Genomic DNA, 20,346 nt, shown 5'->3' on the forward strand with positions numbered 1-20,346 from the left:
GGTATTTTAAAGTCCCAAAAGCCTTTCGATCCAACTTATTTGCTCGCTACCCCTTGACAGATCAAGACAGTATCTACGAGCATTGCGAGCAAGAAGATTTTAGCCATTAATCACAGAACCGCCGTTGGGATGCAAAATTTGACCAGTCATGTAAGATGAATCTTTTGAAGCTAAAAACACGTAACTGGGGGCAACTTCATCGGGTTGACCGGCGCGTCCCAATGCCGTGTCTGCACCAAATTTCTCCACTTTTTCTTCAGGGAAAGTTGCAGGAATTAGAGGCGTCCAAATCGGGCCGGGAGCTACTCCGTTAACGCGAATTCCTTTCTCAGCTAAACTTTGAGACAAAGAGCGGGTAAAGGCAACAATTGCTCCTTTTGTGGAGGAGTAATCTAGCAATTGTTGATTGCCTTTGTAGGCGGTGACTGAGGTAGTGTTGATAATTGCACTTCCTTCTTTGAGGTGTTTGAGAGCGGCTTTTGTGAGGTAAAACATTGAGAAAATGTTGGTGCGGAAGGTGCGCTCTAATTGTTCGGCTGTGATGTCTTCGATGCTTTCTTGGGGATGCTGTTCGGCGGCGTTGTTGACGAGGATGTCGAGGCTACCAAATTCTTTAACTGTTTGTTCTACAAGGTTTTGACAAACGTTTTCGTCGCCGATGTCGCCGGCGATCGCAATACAGCGCCGGCCTTGTTGTTCGATCGCCTCTTTGGTCTTTTTGGCATCATCATCTTCGTTAAGATAGCTGATGACCACGTTAGCGCCTTCTTTGGCAAATGCAACAGCCACTGCACGCCCGATACCGCTGTCTCCGCCTGTAATTAAGGCTACTTTGCCGCGCAATTTGTCGCTACCGCGATAGCCCTCCGCGAAGGATTGGGGTTGCGGGGTCATTTGGGATTCAATACCGGGTTGCTGTTCTTGATGTTGAGCCGGATTAATCTTCTGTTCGGTTGGCATAAAAAAATTCTCTACGTTCTACCTCCATAAATAAAGGTTTTCTGGATGTAGGACATCGTTCTTTTTGCCGATCGTGCCCTACGACTAAAGACAGTTTGGGCGATCGAAACCGCTTGTTATAGTTGTCACAAAAGCAAAAAGCACGCCAAAAGATCATTTGACGTGCAGTTTAAACAAGCTAGTTGCTAATTGCTGAGTCTCAAACTAGAAACCCAAATTAAGATTAAAGCAGCGAATTCGTAGGAGGCTTAGGAGGAGCAACAAACAATGATTCATCGAGACCATTCTCTACTAAAAATGTTGCAATCAGCGAATTCGCCGAGTTTACCAACTCGTCGGTGTTAACAAAGCTGCTAACACCTTCAGTCTTATTTGCGATAAAGTTATCGGCGCTGTTGTCCGGTACCAGAGCCGCCGCTGAACGGCTGGGGTTATTCAGCGGATCATTGGGGATGCTAGAACCAGTTACCACACCCGTGCCGCCAGTCAGCGGATCCTCGATGCTCAAACCAGTTCGCTCTGGCGTTACAAAAGTATTTGGCCCCGGCACCGAGAACTTAACAGGGTTAGGCCCTGTCGGAATGGGGAACAGGTTGGGAACGCCCGGAGCGTTGAAAACTTCCAATACCGAGTAGTCGCCCGGAGCTAAATTGGTGAACAGGGCAATACCATTGGCATCACTCCTTACCAGAGGCTCAGTACCAGCATCGTAGCGGTCATTGTTGTTCAAATCCAAGGTAAACGGGATGCCCTCCAAAGGAGGCTCACCCTGATCTTGCACGCCGTCGCGGTTGTCGTCCCGGAATTTGGGAACTGCCAAGTTAAAGAACTGGCCGTTGCCCACCAAAGCACAAGTAAACGTTTGGTTCGCGCCCAGAACGATGTCTAGTGGTTGAGTAGTTTGGAAAGAATTGGAAGGCGTGACTTCCCGGACTCGGTAAATACCGGGGGTCAAATTGCCAAACTCCCAGCGACCGAACTGATCGCTGACGGTACTTGCTTCTTCGGCATCGAGGGCGTCGTTACCGTTGCTGTCGAGGTAGATTGTGACCCCTGCGATCGGCCCTTCAAAGCCGTCTCGGTAGCCGTTGCCGTTCAAGTCTTGGAATTTTGTCCCGGTAATACGGCTGTTGGGGGCGTTCCCAAACTGCACGTAGGCATCTTGATTGGTGAGGTTGAACTGCACCCGATCCGGAGTAGTAGGACTAAAACCAGGTTGCGGCACTTCCCGAACCACGTAATTGCCCGGTTGCACGTTGGTGAAAGCGGCGAATCCCATGGCGTCAGTTACTCTCGACTGTTCCCCTGTGTCGAGGACGCCGTTGTCGTTGGCATCAATGTAGACCGTGACGCCTGGAATGCGGCTTTCCGCATAAAAGCGGCCCTGTTCGTAACGACCGTTGACGTTCTCATCGTTGTATTTGGCGATCGTGATGTTGGGCAGCGTATTCCCGACAGCACCGCTACCTGGATTGATCTGAATCGGGGTGAAGGTGACTGCGGGTTCCGGGTCGACCGGCGGGAACGGGGGCGGAAAGTTCGCCGCAACGACCCGCTGGCCGCCTGGAACTGTTGGATCTGCCACTATGAAAGGCAGCGTTCCCTGCTGTCGCGATAGCTCCCCAGGGGCTGTGACTTCTACCGGGTTCTCGGTAGTTGCAATTGGCGGCTGGTTGGGTACGAATGTTTCAAAGGTTTCCAATACTGAGTAGCTGCCAGCTTTCAAATCTCTGAAGGTAGCCCTACCATCAGGGCCAGTTTGCACCTGCGGTTCGCCCGCGTCTGTCCTGCCGTTCTCGTTCAAATCGATGATGAACGGGATGCCGGAGAGGGGAATTTCGCCTGCGTCTTGTATGCCGTTGGCGTTGTTGTCCCGGAATTTGAAGATCGGGATTTCGTACAGGGGAGTGTTGCCCACTTGAGCGCTGGTCCAGATTTCGTTCTGGCCGAGGTTAATGTCAAGCAGGGAGATGTTACCGGGGGGGGTGCTTTGGGGAAAATCTCTTTCTAACGGTTCAGTGCCCGGCCCGTTGGCGCGCTCTTCCCGAATCCGGTATAGCCCTGGCTGCAAATTGGTGAATCGGTACTCGCCGTTTCTATCAGTTAAGGTACTTGTGTCCCCTGCATCTAGCTGACCGTTGTTGTTGGCATCGATATAGATTCTGACGTTTTCCATCGGGGGTTCACTCCCGTCTCGAAAGCCGTCGTTATCTACGTCGAGGTATTTGCAGCCAATAATCTGACCGCCACCTGTAGCATTACCGAACAACACTGTGGCATTAATCCCCGCCAGGGTGACGACGACTGGGTTGGGAGTTGTCGGGCTGAATAGGGGTGGCGAGATTTCCCTGACAGTATAGGTGCCTGGAAGCAAGCCTGGAAATACGAAGTTTCCGCCGGCGTTTGTCAACGTCGAGGGTTCACCTGACTCGACAGTACCGTTGTTATTGGTGTCAATAAAGATTTGGACGTTGCCGATTCCCGGTTCGCCTGCATCTCGAATGCCGTTGCGGTTCTGGTCGTTGAACTTGATACCCTGGATACCCGCAGGAGCGTTGCCAAAATTGATGGTTGGCGGTAGCACGACTGGGGGTAATACAGGAGTTACCTGACTAGCAATTTTTTCTGCCATGATTTTCTGTTCCTTCACACCTAAATCTACGTAAGCTACAGGCTACTGTATCACTTTGTCAATCAGCAGTTAGCTGCTGCTAGCGACTGACGATCGCTACTCAATCATACATACGTCTACGTTGCTCAAAGGTTCCTCATCTAACCTCCGGCTTACTCCAGCTTTGTCGCACGAGATTATATCAGGTTTTGAATAGCTGTGGCAATTTGAGCGCAATATCTTCAAGATTTGCGCCCTGAGTTCTTCTGCCCGTGGACACTTGCTGTTTAGAGCTGGAACAACGTTAAGATTCACTGAACCTCTGTGAATTGAGCGACCTGGCCACGAGGGCGATCGCACTTGGGGAATTGTCTGATAATTCCTAAAAACAGGTATGATACTGCCTCTGAATCTTGCTCCTGATCTACAAGCCAGCTTTGGGCTTCCCGGAACTCTGGCTATGCGTTGGAGGTTGCCAACAATAGGGTATCACGCGATCGCCCTTTAATCTCTTCCTTATTTTTATCTGCGGTTTGGGATTCGGGGCGATCGAGCTTTGTGTCACCCTAAATCACCGGGAAATCTCTTACACCCATCGGCACAACCGAGTGAGCGATCGCCCCATTAATTAATTCATTTCTATTGACAAATTCACCGATTTGTGAATTAGGCTCCAGACCGACATTCTGTTGCCCAAAGTTAGGAATATAACCTAAATTCGCCAAAGGTCGATCGGCCAAAAATTCACTACTAATTTGATAACTATCACGACCCTCGCTCAAAAGCAAGTTATAGGCCCCCATATTACCCGCAGGTTGCAGTTCCGCATAGCTGCTGGCATTCGTCAGCGGGTCGTCCTCGTCCTTCAAGGATTTAGCCGACCTAACCTCAGTATCTCCCGTCACCAAATCGATGCTGCTAGCCCGAATATCTGCCGAGACAACAACCACCGCAGGCGGAGTCGTTTGAATAAAACCCGGCGGCGGAACTTCGCGGACAACATAACTACCTACAGGAACGTTACGGAAACTGTAATTGCCCTGAAGGTCGCTTAATGTACTCGCTTCACCCGGATCTAAACTGCTGTTATTGTTGAGGTCGATGTAAATTTGAGTATTGGCGATCGGCGGTTCCCCGGGATCTAGGCGGCCATTGGCATTAAAATCGTTAAATTTCACACCGCTGATCGTACCCGTTACCAACACGTTGCCAAAGCTGAGATTAGTGGCATTTGTGCCGTTGCCCACGGTGATTGGAGTCGGATTTGGCGTGGTTTGTCGAAAACCGGGCTGCGGGACTTCCCTAGCAACATAAGTTCCTTGAGGCAAATTGATAAAAGAGAAATTACCTTCGGGGTTGGTTAAAGTCGAAGGTTCGCCCGGATCTAAACTGCCGTTGTTGTTGAAATCAAGGTAAATCGGCCAGTTGGCAACTCTCGGTTCCGTAGGTTCGTTGATACTGTTAGCGTTGAGGTCGTTGAACTTGAAGCCGCTGATGCTGCCGGTGGGGAAATTGTTGCCGAAATTGAGGCCGACAGCGTTGGTATTGCCGGTGATGTCGATCGGGCCTGGATTTGGCGTAGTCTGTACCCATCCCGGTTGCTGGACTTCCCTCACCAAATATCGGCCGGGAGAAACATTGGCAAAAGTGTAGTTGCCTTGCGGGTTTGTGATGGTGTTGGGTTCGCCCGGTTCAAAGCTGCCGTTGCTGTTGAGGTCGAGGTAAATTGGCCAATTTGCCAGAGGCGGGTCTGTCGCGTCTCTGACGCTGTTGGCATTGAGGTCGTTGAACTTGAGACCGCTGATGCTGCCGACAAAAAAGATATTGCCAAAATTGATGTTGTTGACAGTGGCGTTGGAAGTAACGTTAACCGGGCCGGGGTCAGGTGTGGTTTGGAGAAAACCCGGTTGTTGGACTTCTCTCACCAAATATGTATCTGCAGGAATATTGACAAAAGCGTAATTGCCTTCAACGTTTGTCAAAGTAACAGGTTCGTCGCCGTCTAGCCTGTTGTTGCGGTTGAGGTCGAGGTAAATTTGCCAGTTAGCTAGCCCTTGTTCCCCGGGATCTCGGCTGCTGTTGTTGTTGATGTCGTTGAATTTTGTGCCTGCGATCGTCCCTGCGTTAAAGTTATTGCCAAAATTGATATTGCCAGCGTTTGTGCCGCTGGTAATCGTGATGGGTGCGGGATTTGGGGTAGTTTGGCGAAAGTTCGGCTGCTGGACTTCCCTAACTTGGTAAGTTCCCGGCGGCAGGTTGGCGAAGATGTAGTTGCCTTGCGGGTTTGTAAAAGTGGAAGGTTCGTTAAATTCTGGCTGGCCATTGTTGTTGAGGTCGAGGTAGATTTGCCAGTTGGGAATGGGGACTTCTCCGGGATCAGGGCGGCCGTTGGCGTTAAAATCGTTGTATTTGGTGCCGCTGATGCTGCCGACTTGGAAGTTCCCGATGTTGACGTTGCCGATGTCTATTTGGCTGGCGGTTCTGGATTCGGACATGGTGTTGCTGGGGCCCAATGAACGCGGTTCAATGTTTTCTGTAGGGCAATCTAGCAGTTTTTTTGCCAATTGCAGCTATTTCAGGGGATAAATTATTTTTAGGAAAGGGAAGGGGAGGAGGGAGAGGGGGAGGAGGGAGAGGGGGAGAGTGGGAGAGTGGGAGAGGGGGAGAGGGGGAGAGTGAAAGAGGGGGAGAGTGGGAGAGTGGGAGAGTGGGAGAGTGGGAGAGTGGGAGAGTGGGAGAGGGGGAGAGTGGGAGAGTGGGAGAGTGGGAGAGTGGGAGAGTGGGAGAGGGGGAGAGGGGGAGAGTGAAAGAGGGAGAAAATCTTCACGCTTGACTTGTTCGCTCAAAACCCATCCGTTAAATCTGAGATGTTGCACCATTGTCAATAAGCCTTTTATGAACGGGCAAGATGCCCGTTCCACAAGAAAATCTACTCTTTGTGGAACAGGTCGGAGAGCCTGTTAAGAGAGAATGGTGCAAGATGTGAGTTAAATTCGCCCTTGCCAATCCGTTGCCGAACTTCACGCTTGACTTCTTGGCTTAACATCCATCCGTTACATCCCGTACATTGCTCGTTGCCGAAATTCCCAATTTTTCCAGATTTGATGTACGATCGCTACCAGTTTTGCAGAGGTCGAATTCCCAATGTCCCAAAACTTGACAGCAAGCTGGAATGAAGCCCGCGAGGTTCCGAGTTTGCTCTTCGGCTGGAGTTTGTGCGGTTTATTGGTAATGGGATCGATCGCCCCTACTCCTGCTGTGGCACAACTACCTACCTCCGAACAGAGTAACAGCAATAGCCCGATCGCTCAAACAGGTGCTCGCGCCCGCCCCACGATCAAATTGGGCAGCCGAGGGTCGGAAGTGATCGAACTCCAAGCTGCTCTTAAATTATTGGGCTTTTACGCTGACACTGTAGACGGGATTTTCTCACAAAGCACCGCTAGATCTGTGTCTCATTTCCAGGAAGCAGCAGGTCTGCCTCCCGACGCCATAGTCGGTCAAGATACTTGGAACCGGCTTTTTCCAGCAGATCCGAGCGCGATCGAAAACCCGATCGCCAACGCTCCTCTAACTGCCGGCAACTCAGAGATTAACCCCCAAGCGCAGTCAACCAATTTTCCCGTTTTAAGAAGACGAATGCGGGGGGCGGCAGTCAGAGATTTGCAAGAACGGCTGCGGGCCAAGGGATTTTTGCGCGTGAGTGCTGACGGCGTGTTCGGCCCGGAAACTCAAGTTGCTGTCAAAGCGGCTCAGCGACAATATCAACTGCCAGCAGACGGCATTGTCGGCCGCGCTACTTGGGAAGCTCTGCTGCGTTGACAGCCAACGAATAGTGCCGGCTATGCACGTTGCGCGATCGGGCGATCGTACAAATTGTTAATAATCGCTTTTGAAAGTATTTCTGCACGTCAAAAAGTGTCAAGTTTGGTAAACAAAGTGTTTTTAGGCGCGCAGTTGGTGTTAACTTAAAAACATGAGGGGCAAAACCAAGAAGCACAAAAAACTTGGATAAAAAATTTGGAATTAGAGTATTTGTCCCGATCGGCTCTAGTTCGCAGGCAACGCCTGAACCGTGTAGCTTATTAGCAAAGAAAGGTTGACATTGCGATAGAGATTTGTTAAATAGCTTGAGGCTATTGGATTAATTGAAAGTTGCGATCGCACAACAGTCAAACACAGAAGTCTGAATAGACTCCGCTGATAGCTAGCTCGTCCGCAGAGTAGTTGCAAAAAAGTCCACCTTAGTTGTAGTTTGCTGAAACTCAGCATAGCTAAAAATCCACTTGAATCAACTTAATTTACAAAGTTTTTAGGGTCTGGCATCCGATATGCTAGGCCCTAAAATTTTGTTGTTGACAGTTGATAGTTGATATAGCAATCCTAAATGATTTGCGTAATTATTGTAGCAATCCCCCCGTGGTTGCCCCGATAGATAGGGGGTAGGCACGGGGGCACTACCCCTACAAATTTATCTGAATGATTTAGGATTGCTATAGTGGACAGTTGATAAACTAATAGACCTCTTGCAAAAGTCCTTTTAATAAAATTTTGGAACGGGCAAGATGCCCGTTCCACAAAAAACATTTTTTCTTTTGGAACGGGCATCTTGCCCGTCCTAGTTATTTTTGAAAGAGGTCTAAGGACTAATGACTAAGGACTAAGGACTAATGACTAATGACCATTTCATTTGATATCTTCAATTCGAGCATTCCAACCGTTAGCGCTGAGCATTTGTAGCAATTCCTCAGCTTTTTCGCGTTCCCGAAAAGCACCGGCTTGCATCACAGGTCGCCCGCTGGAAAAAGAGCGAAAAGCACCCGGAACCAGGGCTTGCATTTTTTGTCGATCGCCCGGCCTGTCAGTATCCACCACAACTCGATAGCGCAAACCCAAAGCGGAAGCTCGATCGAATGACGGCGAATTATCCGTGGCATCGGGCAAAGAATTCCCCCCTAAAGGTGCAGGTACATAACCGCCCCTTCCGATCGGAATGTTGCGGCCCGGAACCGGCAATCTACCCTCGGAAGAAACCGAACTCGAACTATCAAAATTGGGAGAAATCATTGGTTGCTGTACCGAAATTTCCGAAACCGATCGAGAATTCGGATCGGGCACGGGAATTGCGATGACCCCTGGGACTACCGCTGAAGCAGCGGCAGTCCTCGGAGAAAGCTCTTGCTGCAACTGAGCGCTTCGCGGTGCGGGTCGATTTTGCACCGGTTGCCTGGAAACTGGCGCCGGTGGGGGCAGTGGCGCTCTTTGAACTCTGGGACTTAGCCGCCCGGGAGTGTAAGCAGGGAGAGAAGTGTCTGGGCCACCGATGCTGGGAGGTCGATCAATCGTTAGCTGCAAAGCACTTTCCCCCATTGCCCCAGGGGTAAAAGTTCCCGCCACATCAACCGATCCCGTAGTCCGGCTGCTCAACAATTGATTGCCGTAAGCTGGGATTACTTGACCTTTGGCCGCATTGTTCACATCGTACTGACCGTTGTTGCGAATAACATTGCCCCCCGGTTCGGCGGCTGTTCCCAAATCCGGCAGAGCTCTCGCGATCGCCACAATTCCGTCCCGCCGGTTACTCTCGATATAATTGTTACGCAGCACAGGTCTAGCATTAGCTTGCACCACCACGCCGTCTTTATTGCGAGTAATTTTGTTACCAATGAGCAGAGGCTTCGCGTTCTGCGCTACATTCACCCCAAATCCCGTGTTTTCAAACACATTATCTCGAACTTCCGGCTGGGAACTGCCAAAAATAGTAATGCCGTTAGCTCCATTTTTCGAAAAAACATTCCCGCCAATCGTCGGCCTGGAAGTACCCACTACCGAAATGCCGTCGTGAGTGCTGCCAGAAAAAGTATTGTTGACAACCGTCGGAGAACTCGATTCGATCCACAAAGCGTAACCGCGATAGTTGGTATTCGTCACCGTCACCCCGCTGAGTCCCGCCCCATCTGCGCCTAAAATCGCAATATTTTGACCCGCCGAAGTCGGACTGATAAAGTATCCTCCGCCTTTGATGACAATATTCTGACCGCGAGTGTTGGGATTTCCCTGAACTGTCACGCTGGGCCTTAACATTAATGGAAATTTTTCGCCGGTTTGCTCGCTGTAAGTACCGGGTGCTAGCAAAATCGCTGTTTTGGGCGGGGCCACGCTTAAGGCGTAGGTTAGGGTTTTGAACGGAGCTCGATCGCTGCCGTTGCCCCCCGTGTCGCTGCCACCAGTCGAGCTGACGTAGAGTATGTTAAGGTCGCTATCGAGGGCCTGAGAAAGTAGCTGCACTCCGGGTATCCCGGCAGCGATAACTGACGGTTGATGGTTGCAAAGGGCGGTCATCGCAAAGACGAGCAGAAGGCAAGAACTCAGACAAGATTTTTGAGATCGCTTTTCTTTGCACTCGCTATATTGAGAATTTAGGAGCATAAATAAACCCCACTGATTTGCGATCCGAGTTCCGCTTCCCGAGTTCGGTGTCAGGTTTTTGCGATCGAACTTTGATTTCACCCGCCTGCTGGGGTTTTCTGCTGTTAATCTTTTGTGTTGTTCTGCTAACCTCACGGCTCTCCTCCGAAGTGTGGTATGCAGTTTAACGATTCCACTCTCATCAAGTTTGATCTATTATGCTGTGTTTTCATCAAATTCAATAAAACTTAAAAAATTATTGTCGAATTTACATTGGTTTATGCCAAAATTAAGCCGCCTGCTTTGCCACGACCTTGACGGCGTGGGAGAATATAGCGGGTTGATTGGTAAGATTAATTATAATTAGGGTGGTTCTGAATGACCGACAAACAAAACAGAACTTTACCGGCACAGCCAGCCCTCTGCCGGATCTTAGATGCAAATTTAGATCGATCGCGCGAAGGGTTGAGAATTATTGAAGAATGGTGCAGGTTTGGTCTTAACAGCGCCGATTTGGCTGGAGAGTGCAAGCAACTGCGCCAGGAATTGGCTGCTTGGCACGTCGCTGAATTGCGAAGTGCTAGGGATACGCCGGCTGATCCGGGTACGGAGTTGACTCACCCGCAGGAAGAGCAGCGTTCGAGCATTCAGCAGCTACTGGAGGCGAATTTCTGTCGGGTGGAAGAAGCTCTGCGGGTACTCGAAGAGTATGGCAAAATTTACGATCAAAATATGGGCGCGGCTTTTAAGCAGATGCGCTATCGGGTTTATACTCTCGAAAGCAATTTGCTGGCTTATCGGCGCTACCAGCAGTTACTTCGATCGCAGTTATACCTTGTAACTTCGCCGAGAGACAACTTGATGGGAGTGGTGGAAGCTGCTTTGCAAGGCGGACTGACTTTGGTGCAGTACCGCGACAAAAGCTCAGACGACGGCGTAAAGTTGGCTAACGCGCGCCAGTTGTGCGAACTTTGTCACCGCTACGATGCTTTGCTGATTGTCAACGATCGCGTGGATTTTGCGATCGCAGCGGATGCCGACGGCGTACACTTAGGACAGGGAGATTTGCCTGTGGCGGAAGCGCGCAAGTTGCTCGGCCCGGGACGCATCATCGGTTGTTCGACTACGAATGGCGAGGAAATGCAGCGAGCTGTTGATGCGGGAGCCGACTATATTGGAGTTGGGCCGGTTTACTCCACTCCTACTAAACCTGATAAACAGGCGGCGGGTTTGGACTATGTGCGGTATGCTGCTGATAAGTCGCCGATTCCGTGGTTTGCGATCGGCTCAATTGATATCAACAACCTCGATGAAGTATTGAATGCCGGAGCTCAAAGGGTTGCCGCAGTACGATCGATTATGGAAGCAGAACAACCTACTTTAGTCACGCAGTTTTTCATCTCGCAGTTGATTCGGATGCAGAATCTGAAAGCTCAGAAAGCTTTGCACGGGAAAAGCTAGGTTTATTGGCTCAGTTGATTAGCGATTTTTCGGGCGGGTTTCGTATACCGATATAACCCGTCTGAGTTCGGGTTTTGTCTGACTTTCTGGCGGTTGAAACCGGCGAGTCTTTTCATTTCAAGCGTATTGAAATATAATTTTTGTACCGAGGCAGCTCTAAAAACTGATAATATTTGAATGATGACAAATCAAATTGCGCTGCAAGTTAACGGAGAAAAACGCAATTGTGCGATCGACACACCGTTACCAAAATTACTAGAACAGCTAGGATTAAACCCGCGCTTAATAGCTGTGGAGTACAACGGCGAAATCCTGCACAAACAATTTTGGGAAACCACACAAATACAAGAGGGCGACATCCTAGAAGTTGTCACAATTGTCGGAGGAGGTTAGATAAAACGGCGGTTTCAACCGCCCAATTTTATGCGTTCCCAGGCAAAACCCAGGAACGCATAAAATTAAACTGCGACAGCTTCAGCCACAGGTGCAACCACAGTTGCAACCACAGGATAAACGCTGAGTTTCTTGCGAGTTTTGCCCTTTCTTTCAAAAGTCACAACACCATCAATCATGGCAAACAAAGTATCATCTCTGCCGATACCAACATTATTACCAGGGTGAACCTTCGTCCCGCGTTGACGAATCAAAATGTTGCCAGCTCTGACAACTTGACCGCCGTACTTTTTGACACCCAGACGCTGGGAATTAGAATCGCGTCCGTTACGTGTGCTGCCTGTACCTTTCTTATGGGCCATAATGTCCTCAACTTTATTTACTATTGTTTATTCTGATTCAATTTCGCCAGTTTGGGGAGCTTCAACAACTTCTTGAGTTAAGTCTCTCGCTGCCAAAACAACACCATTGACTGTAATAGAGTCAATCATAAACCGAGTTGTTTCTTGGCGGTGTCCTTTTTTCTTCCGAGTTTTCTTTTTCGGCTTCATCTTGTAGACGAGGACTTTGCGGCCCCGGAAATGCCGGAGCACGGTTCCTTCTACAGTCGCATTTTCTAGTAAAGGCTGGCCGATGTGAACGTCGTCTTCGTGCTGGATCAGAAATACTTTGTCAATGGTGACTTTGGATTCCGCTTCAACGTGAAGCAGTTCGATGTCGTAGAAGCGGCCTGGTTCTACTCGAAATTGTTTGCCGCCGGTTTCAATGATTGCGTAAGTCATGGGATGGTTGTTGAGATTGCCGTACAGGTAGCTGATGAGTCATTGGTCATTGGTCGTTGTGGACTTTTGACGGCTGACTGCTCTCCAGCTTTTGGAATGTCTTAACCTGATCCGAGCCGGATTTAGACAGACAATCTACTACTATTGCGGATTATTGGAGTTTTGTCAAGGTAAAATGTACATAATCTTTTCTAATTGTTAGTTTGAGAACAGATTTGTGGGGATTTTTTATGAACAGGCTTTCCGGGCTGTTCCACAAAGAGTGAATTTTCTTGTGGGGTGGGCCCGAGAGCACGCGCCCGAAAGGCCGATCGACATAGGAAGGCCGATCGACCTTATTCTATCCAAAAGCGCGATCGAACGGGATTCAAGCCGTGGCAGAACATTTGCGCGATCGCAACAATTCCAAAGCTTGCTGCTTCACCCTACCTTCCATCACCTCTTTTTGCAAATTAATAAAAGCCTCAAAATCTTCTAAACCGTACTTAGTCATCTGCAACTGCTGTCGCAACTGTTCTTCAGCCTCAACCGTTAAGTAACCTGTTGCCAAAGCTTTTCGGACAATTTTACTGATTAAAGTCATACTAGATTCACCCTGAAGACGCGCACGTTAAAACACTGGAGTCTTGTCAACCGACTAACTCAGATTTTAGTTTGTTTCATAATTACCCTTCAAATAGGTTAAATCTACCTTAAGGTCTATGTAAATAAAGTTATTTTTAATACATCCCTGAAACTTGAGCGATTTTAAATGTATAGTGCGATTAAATTGATCTATTTAGTTTTTGCCCTCCTGTATTATTCTTCAAGTAGGTTAAATCTACCTTAAGGCATAATTTAAACCTAATGATTTGTGACATTGGAAATTGTATCGATTTTAAATGTAGAGTGCGCTTAAATTAGTATATTTAGTTTCTCTCTAACAACAGCCGCCATTCTCTGACAGCAAAAGGAGGAACCAGCAACGCAGCTTTTTTTTCACCTTTCACAGGCAAGTTCAACCGCAAAGGCTGATTACTTTCGACTTGTGTAATGATTGATTTAAAATCGTATTCTCCGACATTAATCGGCAAATCCGACTCGCTCCAAATATCATTAGCCATGCCCATTGCGCGACTTCCCGCAGCCACATTCAGCGGCACAGGGTGCTGCAATTCTGTTCCGGGAAATCCTACCAATCTTAGATTAAAAGAGTTTACTACTCCCGACTTTACTCGCTTGTACAAAACCACTTGCCACGCTTTGTCATCAGTATCGCGCAGGCTTTGTACGGAACGAAACATTACTCTGTCGCCCGCTTCTGGATACTTGTGAATCGAGGCGAAAGCGGGCGGGCTGACAACTAAGGTTAGATACAAGCACAAGCTAATGATTGTTAAAGCCTTGAAAAAGGAAGGTTTTGCACTGAGATTTTTCATGGGATGACCAAAATATCGCTTGTTACCCAAAAGTTTGATAGATAAAAAAGTAGGGTGCGTGTGGCGCACCCTACTACTCATTTTAAACCTATAATCCCACTGCCTGCTTAAGCGCCGGGAAGAGCATAAAAAGCAACGCCCTCATCCCGGAAATCAGATCTCCCTTGTACCGCCCGCCGTTGCTCTGCGCTTGCGGTGAAAAAGTGTGTAATATTTTGCGAATTTTCCCGTTCCCTCGCCAGGTTGGTAAAACGATAGACGGGTATTGCACCCGGAACTGCGGTGCTATATGAATTGAAAACCTCCCCCTGATCGCGGAACTGGGGTAAGGTGCGAACAAACTGTATCTCACCAGGTTTATTCGTAAAGAAATAGGTTCCTGATGCCGTATTTAAGAAGCGTTGAACCTTTGCGGTACCGTCGCCTGGAGCAACAAATTCATCGCCTTCACTCTGGAAACGAGCAGGGTTGGTTAGTCGGTCACTTTTCTCGATCGGGTCTGTAGTATAAAAATGCCCTCCTGCCGTCTTGTCAAAGAAACGCGCGACGGGAGTGCCACTACTGCCTGCGGCATCTACATTCGCACCTGTTAGGGCGTCTTTCAAGGTGACATTGCCCCTGTCAGTTGAAACCTGTAATGTGAAAGGCTGAGGAAGTTCGTTTAACGTATTCAAGCTAGTCACGCGGACTACATAGTTCACACCAGGCACACTTGTAAGCGAAGTAGCACCATTAGAGTATTGGGCGCTAAAACTCGGTATTTTTGAGTTGAGACCGTTGCCATCATCAGCCTGAGCAACAAGAAGACCACTCGTATCAGCGACATTCGCACCCGTATTGCCTTTGGGTACCTGAAAGACTTGCACGTAAGGGTCATAGCTAGTGCTTAGATCTTTAAAAAGATCAATTGATATAGGCTCATTAACTAACTCTACTTCTAAAAGGTAATCTTTAGCGCGAGTTCTTGCAGAACCATCGCCCGAATTAGGAGTCGGGATACTCTTGTCAGTTGCAGTTAACTGATTGCTCACTTGAACTGATGCCATTTTAACCTGTCCTCTTAACTTTTTTGATAGCAGGTGTTATAAAATACTGCCTTCTACATTTATAAAACACTCTAGACAGATAAGTTACCTAATAGCTATTAGTATTTTTATTAGGTATTTTTATAAGAAGTACACCAACACAGGGATAGGCTTTATTTACAATAAATTTTATAACGTATCTAAAATATCCTCACAAGCCAGTAAAAATACTTAATAAGTTAGATCCTTAATCTGGTAAAATCATAAATAATTATGAGTGTGCTTCTGCTTGTGAATATGACACCTCCAAATAAACCCTTACAAATACCAGAACCAAAGTTTATAGAGGCTGCGGCTTGGTGGAATCTCGAACAGTTATATGCAGACTTGACAGCAGCCAAGCAAGAGTACGCTAGCAGTGGAAAGCAGCGACTCACTCCTTTAGAAAAAACTTACCTGCGAGGATTGCTTTGCAATTATAGTCCGCCGGAAATTGCCGCCGCACTCCATCGCGACTGTGCGGGTATTAGAGTAGACTTATCGAGAGGGCTGTATCGCTACATAGAAGTTTTGACGCTGCAACACCCGAAAGACTGGAAAGAAATCCCAACTATGCTAGAAATATTTGGTTATAAACAAAAGATTCATGGAGAAACGTTCCATTCTAAATTCATAAATTATACCCAAACTCGCATCGAAAATCGAACTGAATGGGGGCTGGCGGTGGATACGTCTATTTTCTACGGGCGTACAACAGAACTTGCTAACTTAGAGCAATGGATTTTACATGAAAACTGTCGCTTAGTTACTATATTGGGTATGGGGGGCATTGGCAAAACTGCTTTAGCATCTAAGCTAACAGATATGATTAAACACCAGTTTGAGTGCTTGATTTGGCTCAACCTCAGTCATGCACCTCTGTTGGCAGATACTCTGGTAAATTTAATCGAATTTTTATCAGATCAACCGCCAAACGATTTAAATAAATTGCAGTTAATTACTCAGGATAAAAAGATTTTTCAAGCTGCGATATCGCAGCTTGAAATTTCCCTGGATCACCTAATCGCTTCCACCAATGGAATAGAACCGACAATCATCGCTGATGGTATCCAGCGGCTGATTCAGTGTTTACAAAAGCGTCGATGCCTAATAATTTTAGATGAGTGGGAAGCTATTTTCAGCACTGAGCAGTTAACAGGAAATTATCGAGAAGGATATCAAGTATATGGGGAATTTCTGAAACAAGTAGGAAAATCGCAGCATCAAAGTTGCTTGCTGTTGACTAGCTGCGAAAAACCTAAAGAAATTGCAGCGTTAGAAGGTGATAATCAATCTGTACGGTCATTAAAATTGGGAGGTTTGGGAGAGGCGGCTGTGGAAATCCTTAAAAACAAGGGTTTGTCTGAAGAAGGTGAATACTCGGAACTGATAGAGACCTACAGCGGCAATCCTTTGGCGTTAAAAATAGTAACAACAACTATTAAGGATATGTTTGGCGGCAGCATTGCTAATTTTTTAAGAAATGGGCTGTTTCTGGGAGATTATAGCGATACGTTATCTCGGCAGTTTAATCGCTTATCAGCATTAGAAATCGAACTATTATACTCTATGGCGAAAGAAGTCAAACCTGTTGATATTGAAAATTTCTACTCAGATATTCAGCAAGAGCGGGGTTCAGAATTGCTGAGGGCGCTGGAATCGCTTTTAAGGCGATCGCTAATTGAAACAGTCCAAGCCGAAAGTGAAACTCTGTTCGCGCTTCAACCTGCGATCAAGAAATATCTGATGTCTGTGGCAAGATTGCCTAAGCTATAAATAATCTACCGAGGTTCTATTTCCAATCGGTTTCGGCTTGGGATAGCACGTAGGCTGAAACATCGATAATTTGTTGTTCTGACAAACGATCTTTGTAAGCGGGCATAATTCCTTTACCGTTGGTTACTAGGTTGGAAATATTGGCGATGGAATCCATGCCGTATTTTTTTAAGGCTTTTTGTTTCAAGTTTTTGCCGCGCCTGATAATGTTGCCGCCGTTGATGTGACAGCCGGCACAGTTGGTGCTGAATACTTCGGCTGCGGTTGCGGGATTTGTGGCTGTATCTGCGATCGCCATTTGGGAAGTAGTGGCGATTTCTACAAAGGTTAGCATCAGTATTAATAAAACGGCGGCGAGGATTTTTTTAAAGTTATTTAGCGAAATCATCTATTGGCAGGTTGAAAAATAGTGGTTGACTTGATGATATCACTAAATACATAGCCGGAACAGGCAAGATGCCTGTTCCACAAAGAGTGAATTTTTAATCTACTTGTGGGGCGCTGCTCCTAGCCCGCCCCTAAAGGCTTTATATTCATTCTTCCCAATCGAAGGTGCGGGAAACTGCTTTTTTCCAAAAGCGATATTTTTGCTCGCGAAGTGCGATCGGCATTTCGGGTTCCCAAGTACAATCCACCGCCCAATTATCCCGCAATTCTGCTAGTTTACTCCAAAAACCCACCGCCAAACCAGCCGCATAAGCCGCCCCCAGTGCAGTAGTTTCCGCTACCACAGGCCGCACCACAGGCACTCCCAAAACATCGCTCTGAAACTGCATCAGCGTGTGATTTCCCACCATCCCACCGTCTACTTTTAAAGACAAAAGCTGCACACCAGAATCCTGATTCATTGCATCCAATACTTCCCGCGTTTGCCACGCTGTCGCTTCCAATACTGCGCGGGCAATGTGTGCCTTAGTCACGTAGCGAGTTAAACCTGCAATTACTCCCCGCGCGCTGTCTTTCCAATAGGGCGCGTAGAGTCCAGAAAAAGCCGGCACAACGTAAACTCCGCCGCTATCTTCGACTGTATTTGCTAATGTTTCTACTTCCGCAGATGTGTTGATGATGCCCAAATTGTCCCGCAGCCACTGCACTAATGCTCCGGCGATCGCAATACTGCCTTCCAAAGCATACACAGCGGGCGATTCTCCCATCTTGTAGGCAACTGTTGTTAGTAATCCTTGCTTTGAAGGGACGATCGCCTCACCAGTATTCAGCAGCATAAAACAGCCCGTACCGTAAGTATTTTTCGCCTCCCCCGGACTGAAACAAGTTTGCCCGACTAAAGCCGCCTGCTGATCGCCCAAAGCAGCAGCAATCGGAACACCTGCAAGCAATCCTTTTGCAGTTCCAAAAACTTGACTCGAAGGGCGAATTTCTGGCAGCATCTGGCGGGAAATTCCCATTATTTCCAAAGTTTCGGCATCCCAATCGAGGGTTTGCAAATCCATCAGCATCGTGCGGCTGGCGTTGGTAACATCGGTAATGTGCGCTCCGCCAGTCAGGTGCCAAATCAGAAAAGTATCGACATTGCCAAAAATCGCATCCCCTTGATTTGCAGCTTCCCGCAATCCTGGAATATTGTCCAGCATCCACTTAATTTTCGGCCCGCTGAAATAAGTAGCCAGCGGCAAACCGCATCGTTTTTGAAATCGCTCTTTGCCATCAACTTCAGCTAATTTTTCGCAAATTTGGTGAGTGCGGGTATCTTGCCAAACAATCGCATTTCCGTAAGATTTGCCAGTTTTTCTGTTCCAAATAATTGTAGTTTCGCGCTGGTTAGTAATACCGAGGGCAGCAATATCTTTTGGGTCGATATTGCCGATTTCGAGGGCATTTTTAATAACGCTTTGGGTGCGCTGCCAAATTTCATCGGGATTGTGTTCAACCCATCCCGGCTGCGGGTAAATTTGCTGGTGTTCTTGTTGGTTGCTGCAAATTATCTGTCCCAGGCGATCGAATACGATAAATCTGGTGCTGGTGGTTCCTTGGTCGATCGCTGCTACGTATTTTTTTAACAATTGTCTAAAACCTTTTTTGTTATGATGTCTTTAACAGACCTCTTGCATTCCCCAGCTTTCCAATCATGAAATTATCTGCGTTGATCTGTGTTGATATGCCTTGCATCTGCGGTTGATTTATCAATCAAAAATTTAGGCAAGAGGTCTAACGTCTATGATAGTATGTAAAAGTCAAATTAATCTCAAAAACTTTAGTTTAGGGAACTCCATATTTTGAAACTGGCAGATTTGCTGAGGCTCGATCGCACAATTAAGGTTATTGGCTTTGATGACGCTCCGTTTTCTCGTACAAGCGGCAGCATGGTGTCGATCGCGGGCATAGTCTGCGGGGGAACTCGATTTGAAGGAATGGTGTGGGGACAAGTCCTCCCAGACGGATTAGATGCCACGGATGCTATTTCTGGGCTACTTCTCGGAGGCAAATTTCTGCCGCAATTGCATCTCGTTTTGCTAGACGGAATCCCCAGGGATAAATGTATTATTTTGGTGGCTGGGGAATTGCGCTGCACACTGATGCGCGGGCCTTCAGCCGCCCAGCCAAAACTCTATCAGGGATTGAAAAAAGGGCAGTCTTACACGCTGGGCAATTACCCAAAACCCTATCAGGGATTGACACGCTGTATGTAGTGTTGATGCAGCTTCATAGCAACACTACATATAGTGCTTTAAAGCTAATACTTCACCGTTAGTGGCAAGGATTTTACTCCCAGTTCTGCGATCGACGCCATGCGATCGCAAAAGCGCCGCCAACCTTCCCGATTTTTGATAACTACACAACCGGCGCTGCCGGGTACATTTGCATCAAAGTGAAGGCCTAATTCGGCTCGAATGCCATGCTCTGACACAACCGGATCAGGGGTGATATGGAAGAAATCGCCTTCTACGCCGCGAGTTTCCAAATAGTACGGCTCGCTGGGGATTTGATATTCACCTGCCGGGATTGGGCCTTTGCCACGTTGCCACTCATCACCCGGTCGCTGCCAGTCAACACAACCCGAAGTTGCCAAGTAGTCGATCGCATTTCCATCGGGGTAAACTAGCTGCAAATTTCCATAAATTAGCTCAGATGATTGAGCTAAATTCATCGTAAAAATTAGTTTGTGCATTTTAATTTTTGCTTGAGCTGTTCGATTAAGGCTTGAATTTCTGCTAATGCTTTTTGCCCAGAAACTAAATCTCGAAGGTTGGCAATTGTCATGCCCTGGATGTAACCATATTCCTTGGATAGACTTTCTAAACAATCCAGTAATTGAGATTGACTTGCTCCGGCGTTTTCTAATAAGCGGTTAGCTTCGCGTATAGTCATTTGACATGGATGATTGCTTAGGCGGTGAAACGAGCAAGCCGCCTAGTCCTGTCAAGATTGGCGCTAAAAAAGGAACTAGCGGCGCGGGGTCCTGTTTTTGGAAAACTAATACAACACTTGCTCCAACTAGCATCATCACAGAAATT

The 20,346-nt window shown here is 47.6% G+C and carries 18 protein-coding genes; 5 read left to right on the forward strand and 13 right to left on the reverse strand.

Features of this window, described 5'->3' with window-relative positions; genetic code table 11:
- Nucleotides 1-99: 99 nt before the first annotated feature.
- The 3 genes from QUA58_RS25930 to QUA58_RS25940 form a co-directional block, all read right to left on the reverse strand.
- Nucleotides 100-960 (reverse strand): SDR family oxidoreductase, encoded by an 861-nt coding sequence (locus tag QUA58_RS25930; protein ID WP_333251837.1) that lies wholly within the window; start codon nt 958-960, stop codon nt 100-102.
- Nucleotides 961-1,183: 223 nt separating this feature from the next.
- Nucleotides 1,184-3,592 (reverse strand): SdrD B-like domain-containing protein, encoded by a 2,409-nt coding sequence (locus QUA58_RS25935; protein WP_333396826.1) that lies wholly within the window; start codon nt 3,590-3,592, stop codon nt 1,184-1,186.
- A gap of 545 nt (nt 3,593-4,137) precedes the next feature.
- Nucleotides 4,138-6,066, reverse strand: coding sequence for an SdrD B-like domain-containing protein (locus tag QUA58_RS25940; protein ID WP_333396829.1), 1,929 nt, complete (start codon nt 6,064-6,066; stop codon nt 4,138-4,140).
- A 649-nt stretch (nt 6,067-6,715) separates the two neighbouring features.
- Between QUA58_RS25940 and QUA58_RS25945 the strand changes: the two genes are divergently transcribed.
- Nucleotides 6,716-7,393, forward strand: a complete 678-nt coding sequence (locus tag QUA58_RS25945; protein WP_333396832.1) for a peptidoglycan-binding protein — start codon at nt 6,716-6,718, stop codon at nt 7,391-7,393.
- 864 nt (nt 7,394-8,257) lie between these two features.
- Here QUA58_RS25945 and QUA58_RS25950 read toward each other — a convergent pair.
- Nucleotides 8,258-10,135 carry a DUF1565 domain-containing protein gene (locus QUA58_RS25950; protein ID WP_333396834.1) on the reverse strand — a complete coding sequence of 626 codons (1,878 nt, stop codon included), beginning with the start codon at nt 10,133-10,135 and terminating at the stop codon, nt 8,258-8,260.
- A 222-nt stretch (nt 10,136-10,357) separates the two neighbouring features.
- On the opposite strand from QUA58_RS25950, the gene QUA58_RS25955 reads away from it, so the two are divergent.
- The gene (locus QUA58_RS25955; RefSeq protein ID WP_333396837.1) at nt 10,358-11,440 is read left to right on the forward strand and encodes a thiamine phosphate synthase; all 1,083 of its coding nucleotides are present in this window, start codon (nt 10,358-10,360) and stop codon (nt 11,438-11,440) included.
- Nucleotides 11,441-11,620: 180 nt separating this feature from the next.
- Nucleotides 11,621-11,833: a sulfur carrier protein ThiS gene (thiS, locus tag QUA58_RS25960; protein WP_333251842.1), complete on the forward strand. Its 213-nt coding sequence runs from the start codon at nt 11,621-11,623 to the stop codon at nt 11,831-11,833.
- 65 nt (nt 11,834-11,898) lie between these two features.
- Here the strand turns inward: thiS and rpmA are convergent, their stop codons facing one another.
- The 5 genes from rpmA to QUA58_RS25985 all read right to left on the reverse strand — a co-directional run bounded on the left by rpmA (nt 11,899) and on the right by QUA58_RS25985 (nt 15,079).
- A complete protein-coding gene (gene rpmA / locus QUA58_RS25965) occupies nt 11,899-12,195 on the reverse strand; it encodes a 50S ribosomal protein L27 (RefSeq protein WP_106147021.1) in 297 nt (98 codons plus the stop codon).
- Between the two features lie 27 nt (nt 12,196-12,222).
- Nucleotides 12,223-12,615, reverse strand: coding sequence for a 50S ribosomal protein L21 (rplU, locus tag QUA58_RS25970; RefSeq protein WP_333251831.1), 393 nt, complete (start codon nt 12,613-12,615; stop codon nt 12,223-12,225).
- Nucleotides 12,616-12,982: 367 nt separating this feature from the next.
- The gene (locus QUA58_RS25975; RefSeq protein ID WP_015176895.1) at nt 12,983-13,198 is read right to left on the reverse strand and encodes a hypothetical protein; all 216 of its coding nucleotides are present in this window, start codon (nt 13,196-13,198) and stop codon (nt 12,983-12,985) included.
- Between the two features lie 325 nt (nt 13,199-13,523).
- Complete coding sequence (locus QUA58_RS25980; protein WP_333396840.1) at nt 13,524-14,033, reverse strand: DUF3122 domain-containing protein; 510 nt, start codon at nt 14,031-14,033, stop codon at nt 13,524-13,526.
- 107 nt (nt 14,034-14,140) lie between these two features.
- Nucleotides 14,141-15,079 carry a hypothetical protein gene (locus QUA58_RS25985; protein ID WP_333396843.1) on the reverse strand — a complete coding sequence of 313 codons (939 nt, stop codon included), beginning with the start codon at nt 15,077-15,079 and terminating at the stop codon, nt 14,141-14,143.
- A 276-nt stretch (nt 15,080-15,355) separates the two neighbouring features.
- On the opposite strand from QUA58_RS25985, the gene QUA58_RS25990 reads away from it, so the two are divergent.
- Nucleotides 15,356-16,873, forward strand: coding sequence for an NB-ARC domain-containing protein (locus tag QUA58_RS25990; protein ID WP_333396846.1), 1,518 nt, complete (start codon nt 15,356-15,358; stop codon nt 16,871-16,873).
- Between the two features lie 16 nt (nt 16,874-16,889).
- On the opposite strand, the gene QUA58_RS25995 is transcribed toward QUA58_RS25990, so the two are convergent.
- Nucleotides 16,890-17,261 (reverse strand): c-type cytochrome, encoded by a 372-nt coding sequence (locus QUA58_RS25995; RefSeq protein ID WP_333251827.1) that lies wholly within the window; start codon nt 17,259-17,261, stop codon nt 16,890-16,892.
- Nucleotides 17,262-17,406: 145 nt separating this feature from the next.
- The gene (gene glpK, locus QUA58_RS26000; protein ID WP_333396849.1) at nt 17,407-18,894 is read right to left on the reverse strand and encodes a glycerol kinase GlpK; all 1,488 of its coding nucleotides are present in this window, start codon (nt 18,892-18,894) and stop codon (nt 17,407-17,409) included.
- Nucleotides 18,895-19,107: 213 nt separating this feature from the next.
- Between glpK and QUA58_RS26005 the strand changes: the two genes are divergently transcribed.
- Complete coding sequence (locus tag QUA58_RS26005) at nt 19,108-19,521, forward strand: endonuclease dU (RefSeq protein ID WP_333396851.1); 414 nt, start codon at nt 19,108-19,110, stop codon at nt 19,519-19,521.
- Nucleotides 19,522-19,565: 44 nt separating this feature from the next.
- Here the strand turns inward: QUA58_RS26005 and QUA58_RS26010 are convergent, their stop codons facing one another.
- Nucleotides 19,566-20,000 (reverse strand): hypothetical protein, encoded by a 435-nt coding sequence (locus QUA58_RS26010; protein ID WP_333396854.1) that lies wholly within the window; start codon nt 19,998-20,000, stop codon nt 19,566-19,568.
- The gene (locus tag QUA58_RS26015; RefSeq protein ID WP_333396857.1) at nt 19,988-20,200 is read right to left on the reverse strand and encodes a hypothetical protein; all 213 of its coding nucleotides are present in this window, start codon (nt 20,198-20,200) and stop codon (nt 19,988-19,990) included. The genes QUA58_RS26010 and QUA58_RS26015 overlap by 13 nt, the downstream gene beginning before the upstream one ends.
- Between the last annotated feature and the right edge of the window lie 146 nt (nt 20,201-20,346).

It is taken from the genome of Microcoleus sp. N9_A1 (assembly GCF_036701795.1).
Lineage (GTDB): Bacteria > Cyanobacteriota > Cyanobacteriia > Cyanobacteriales > Microcoleaceae > Microcoleus.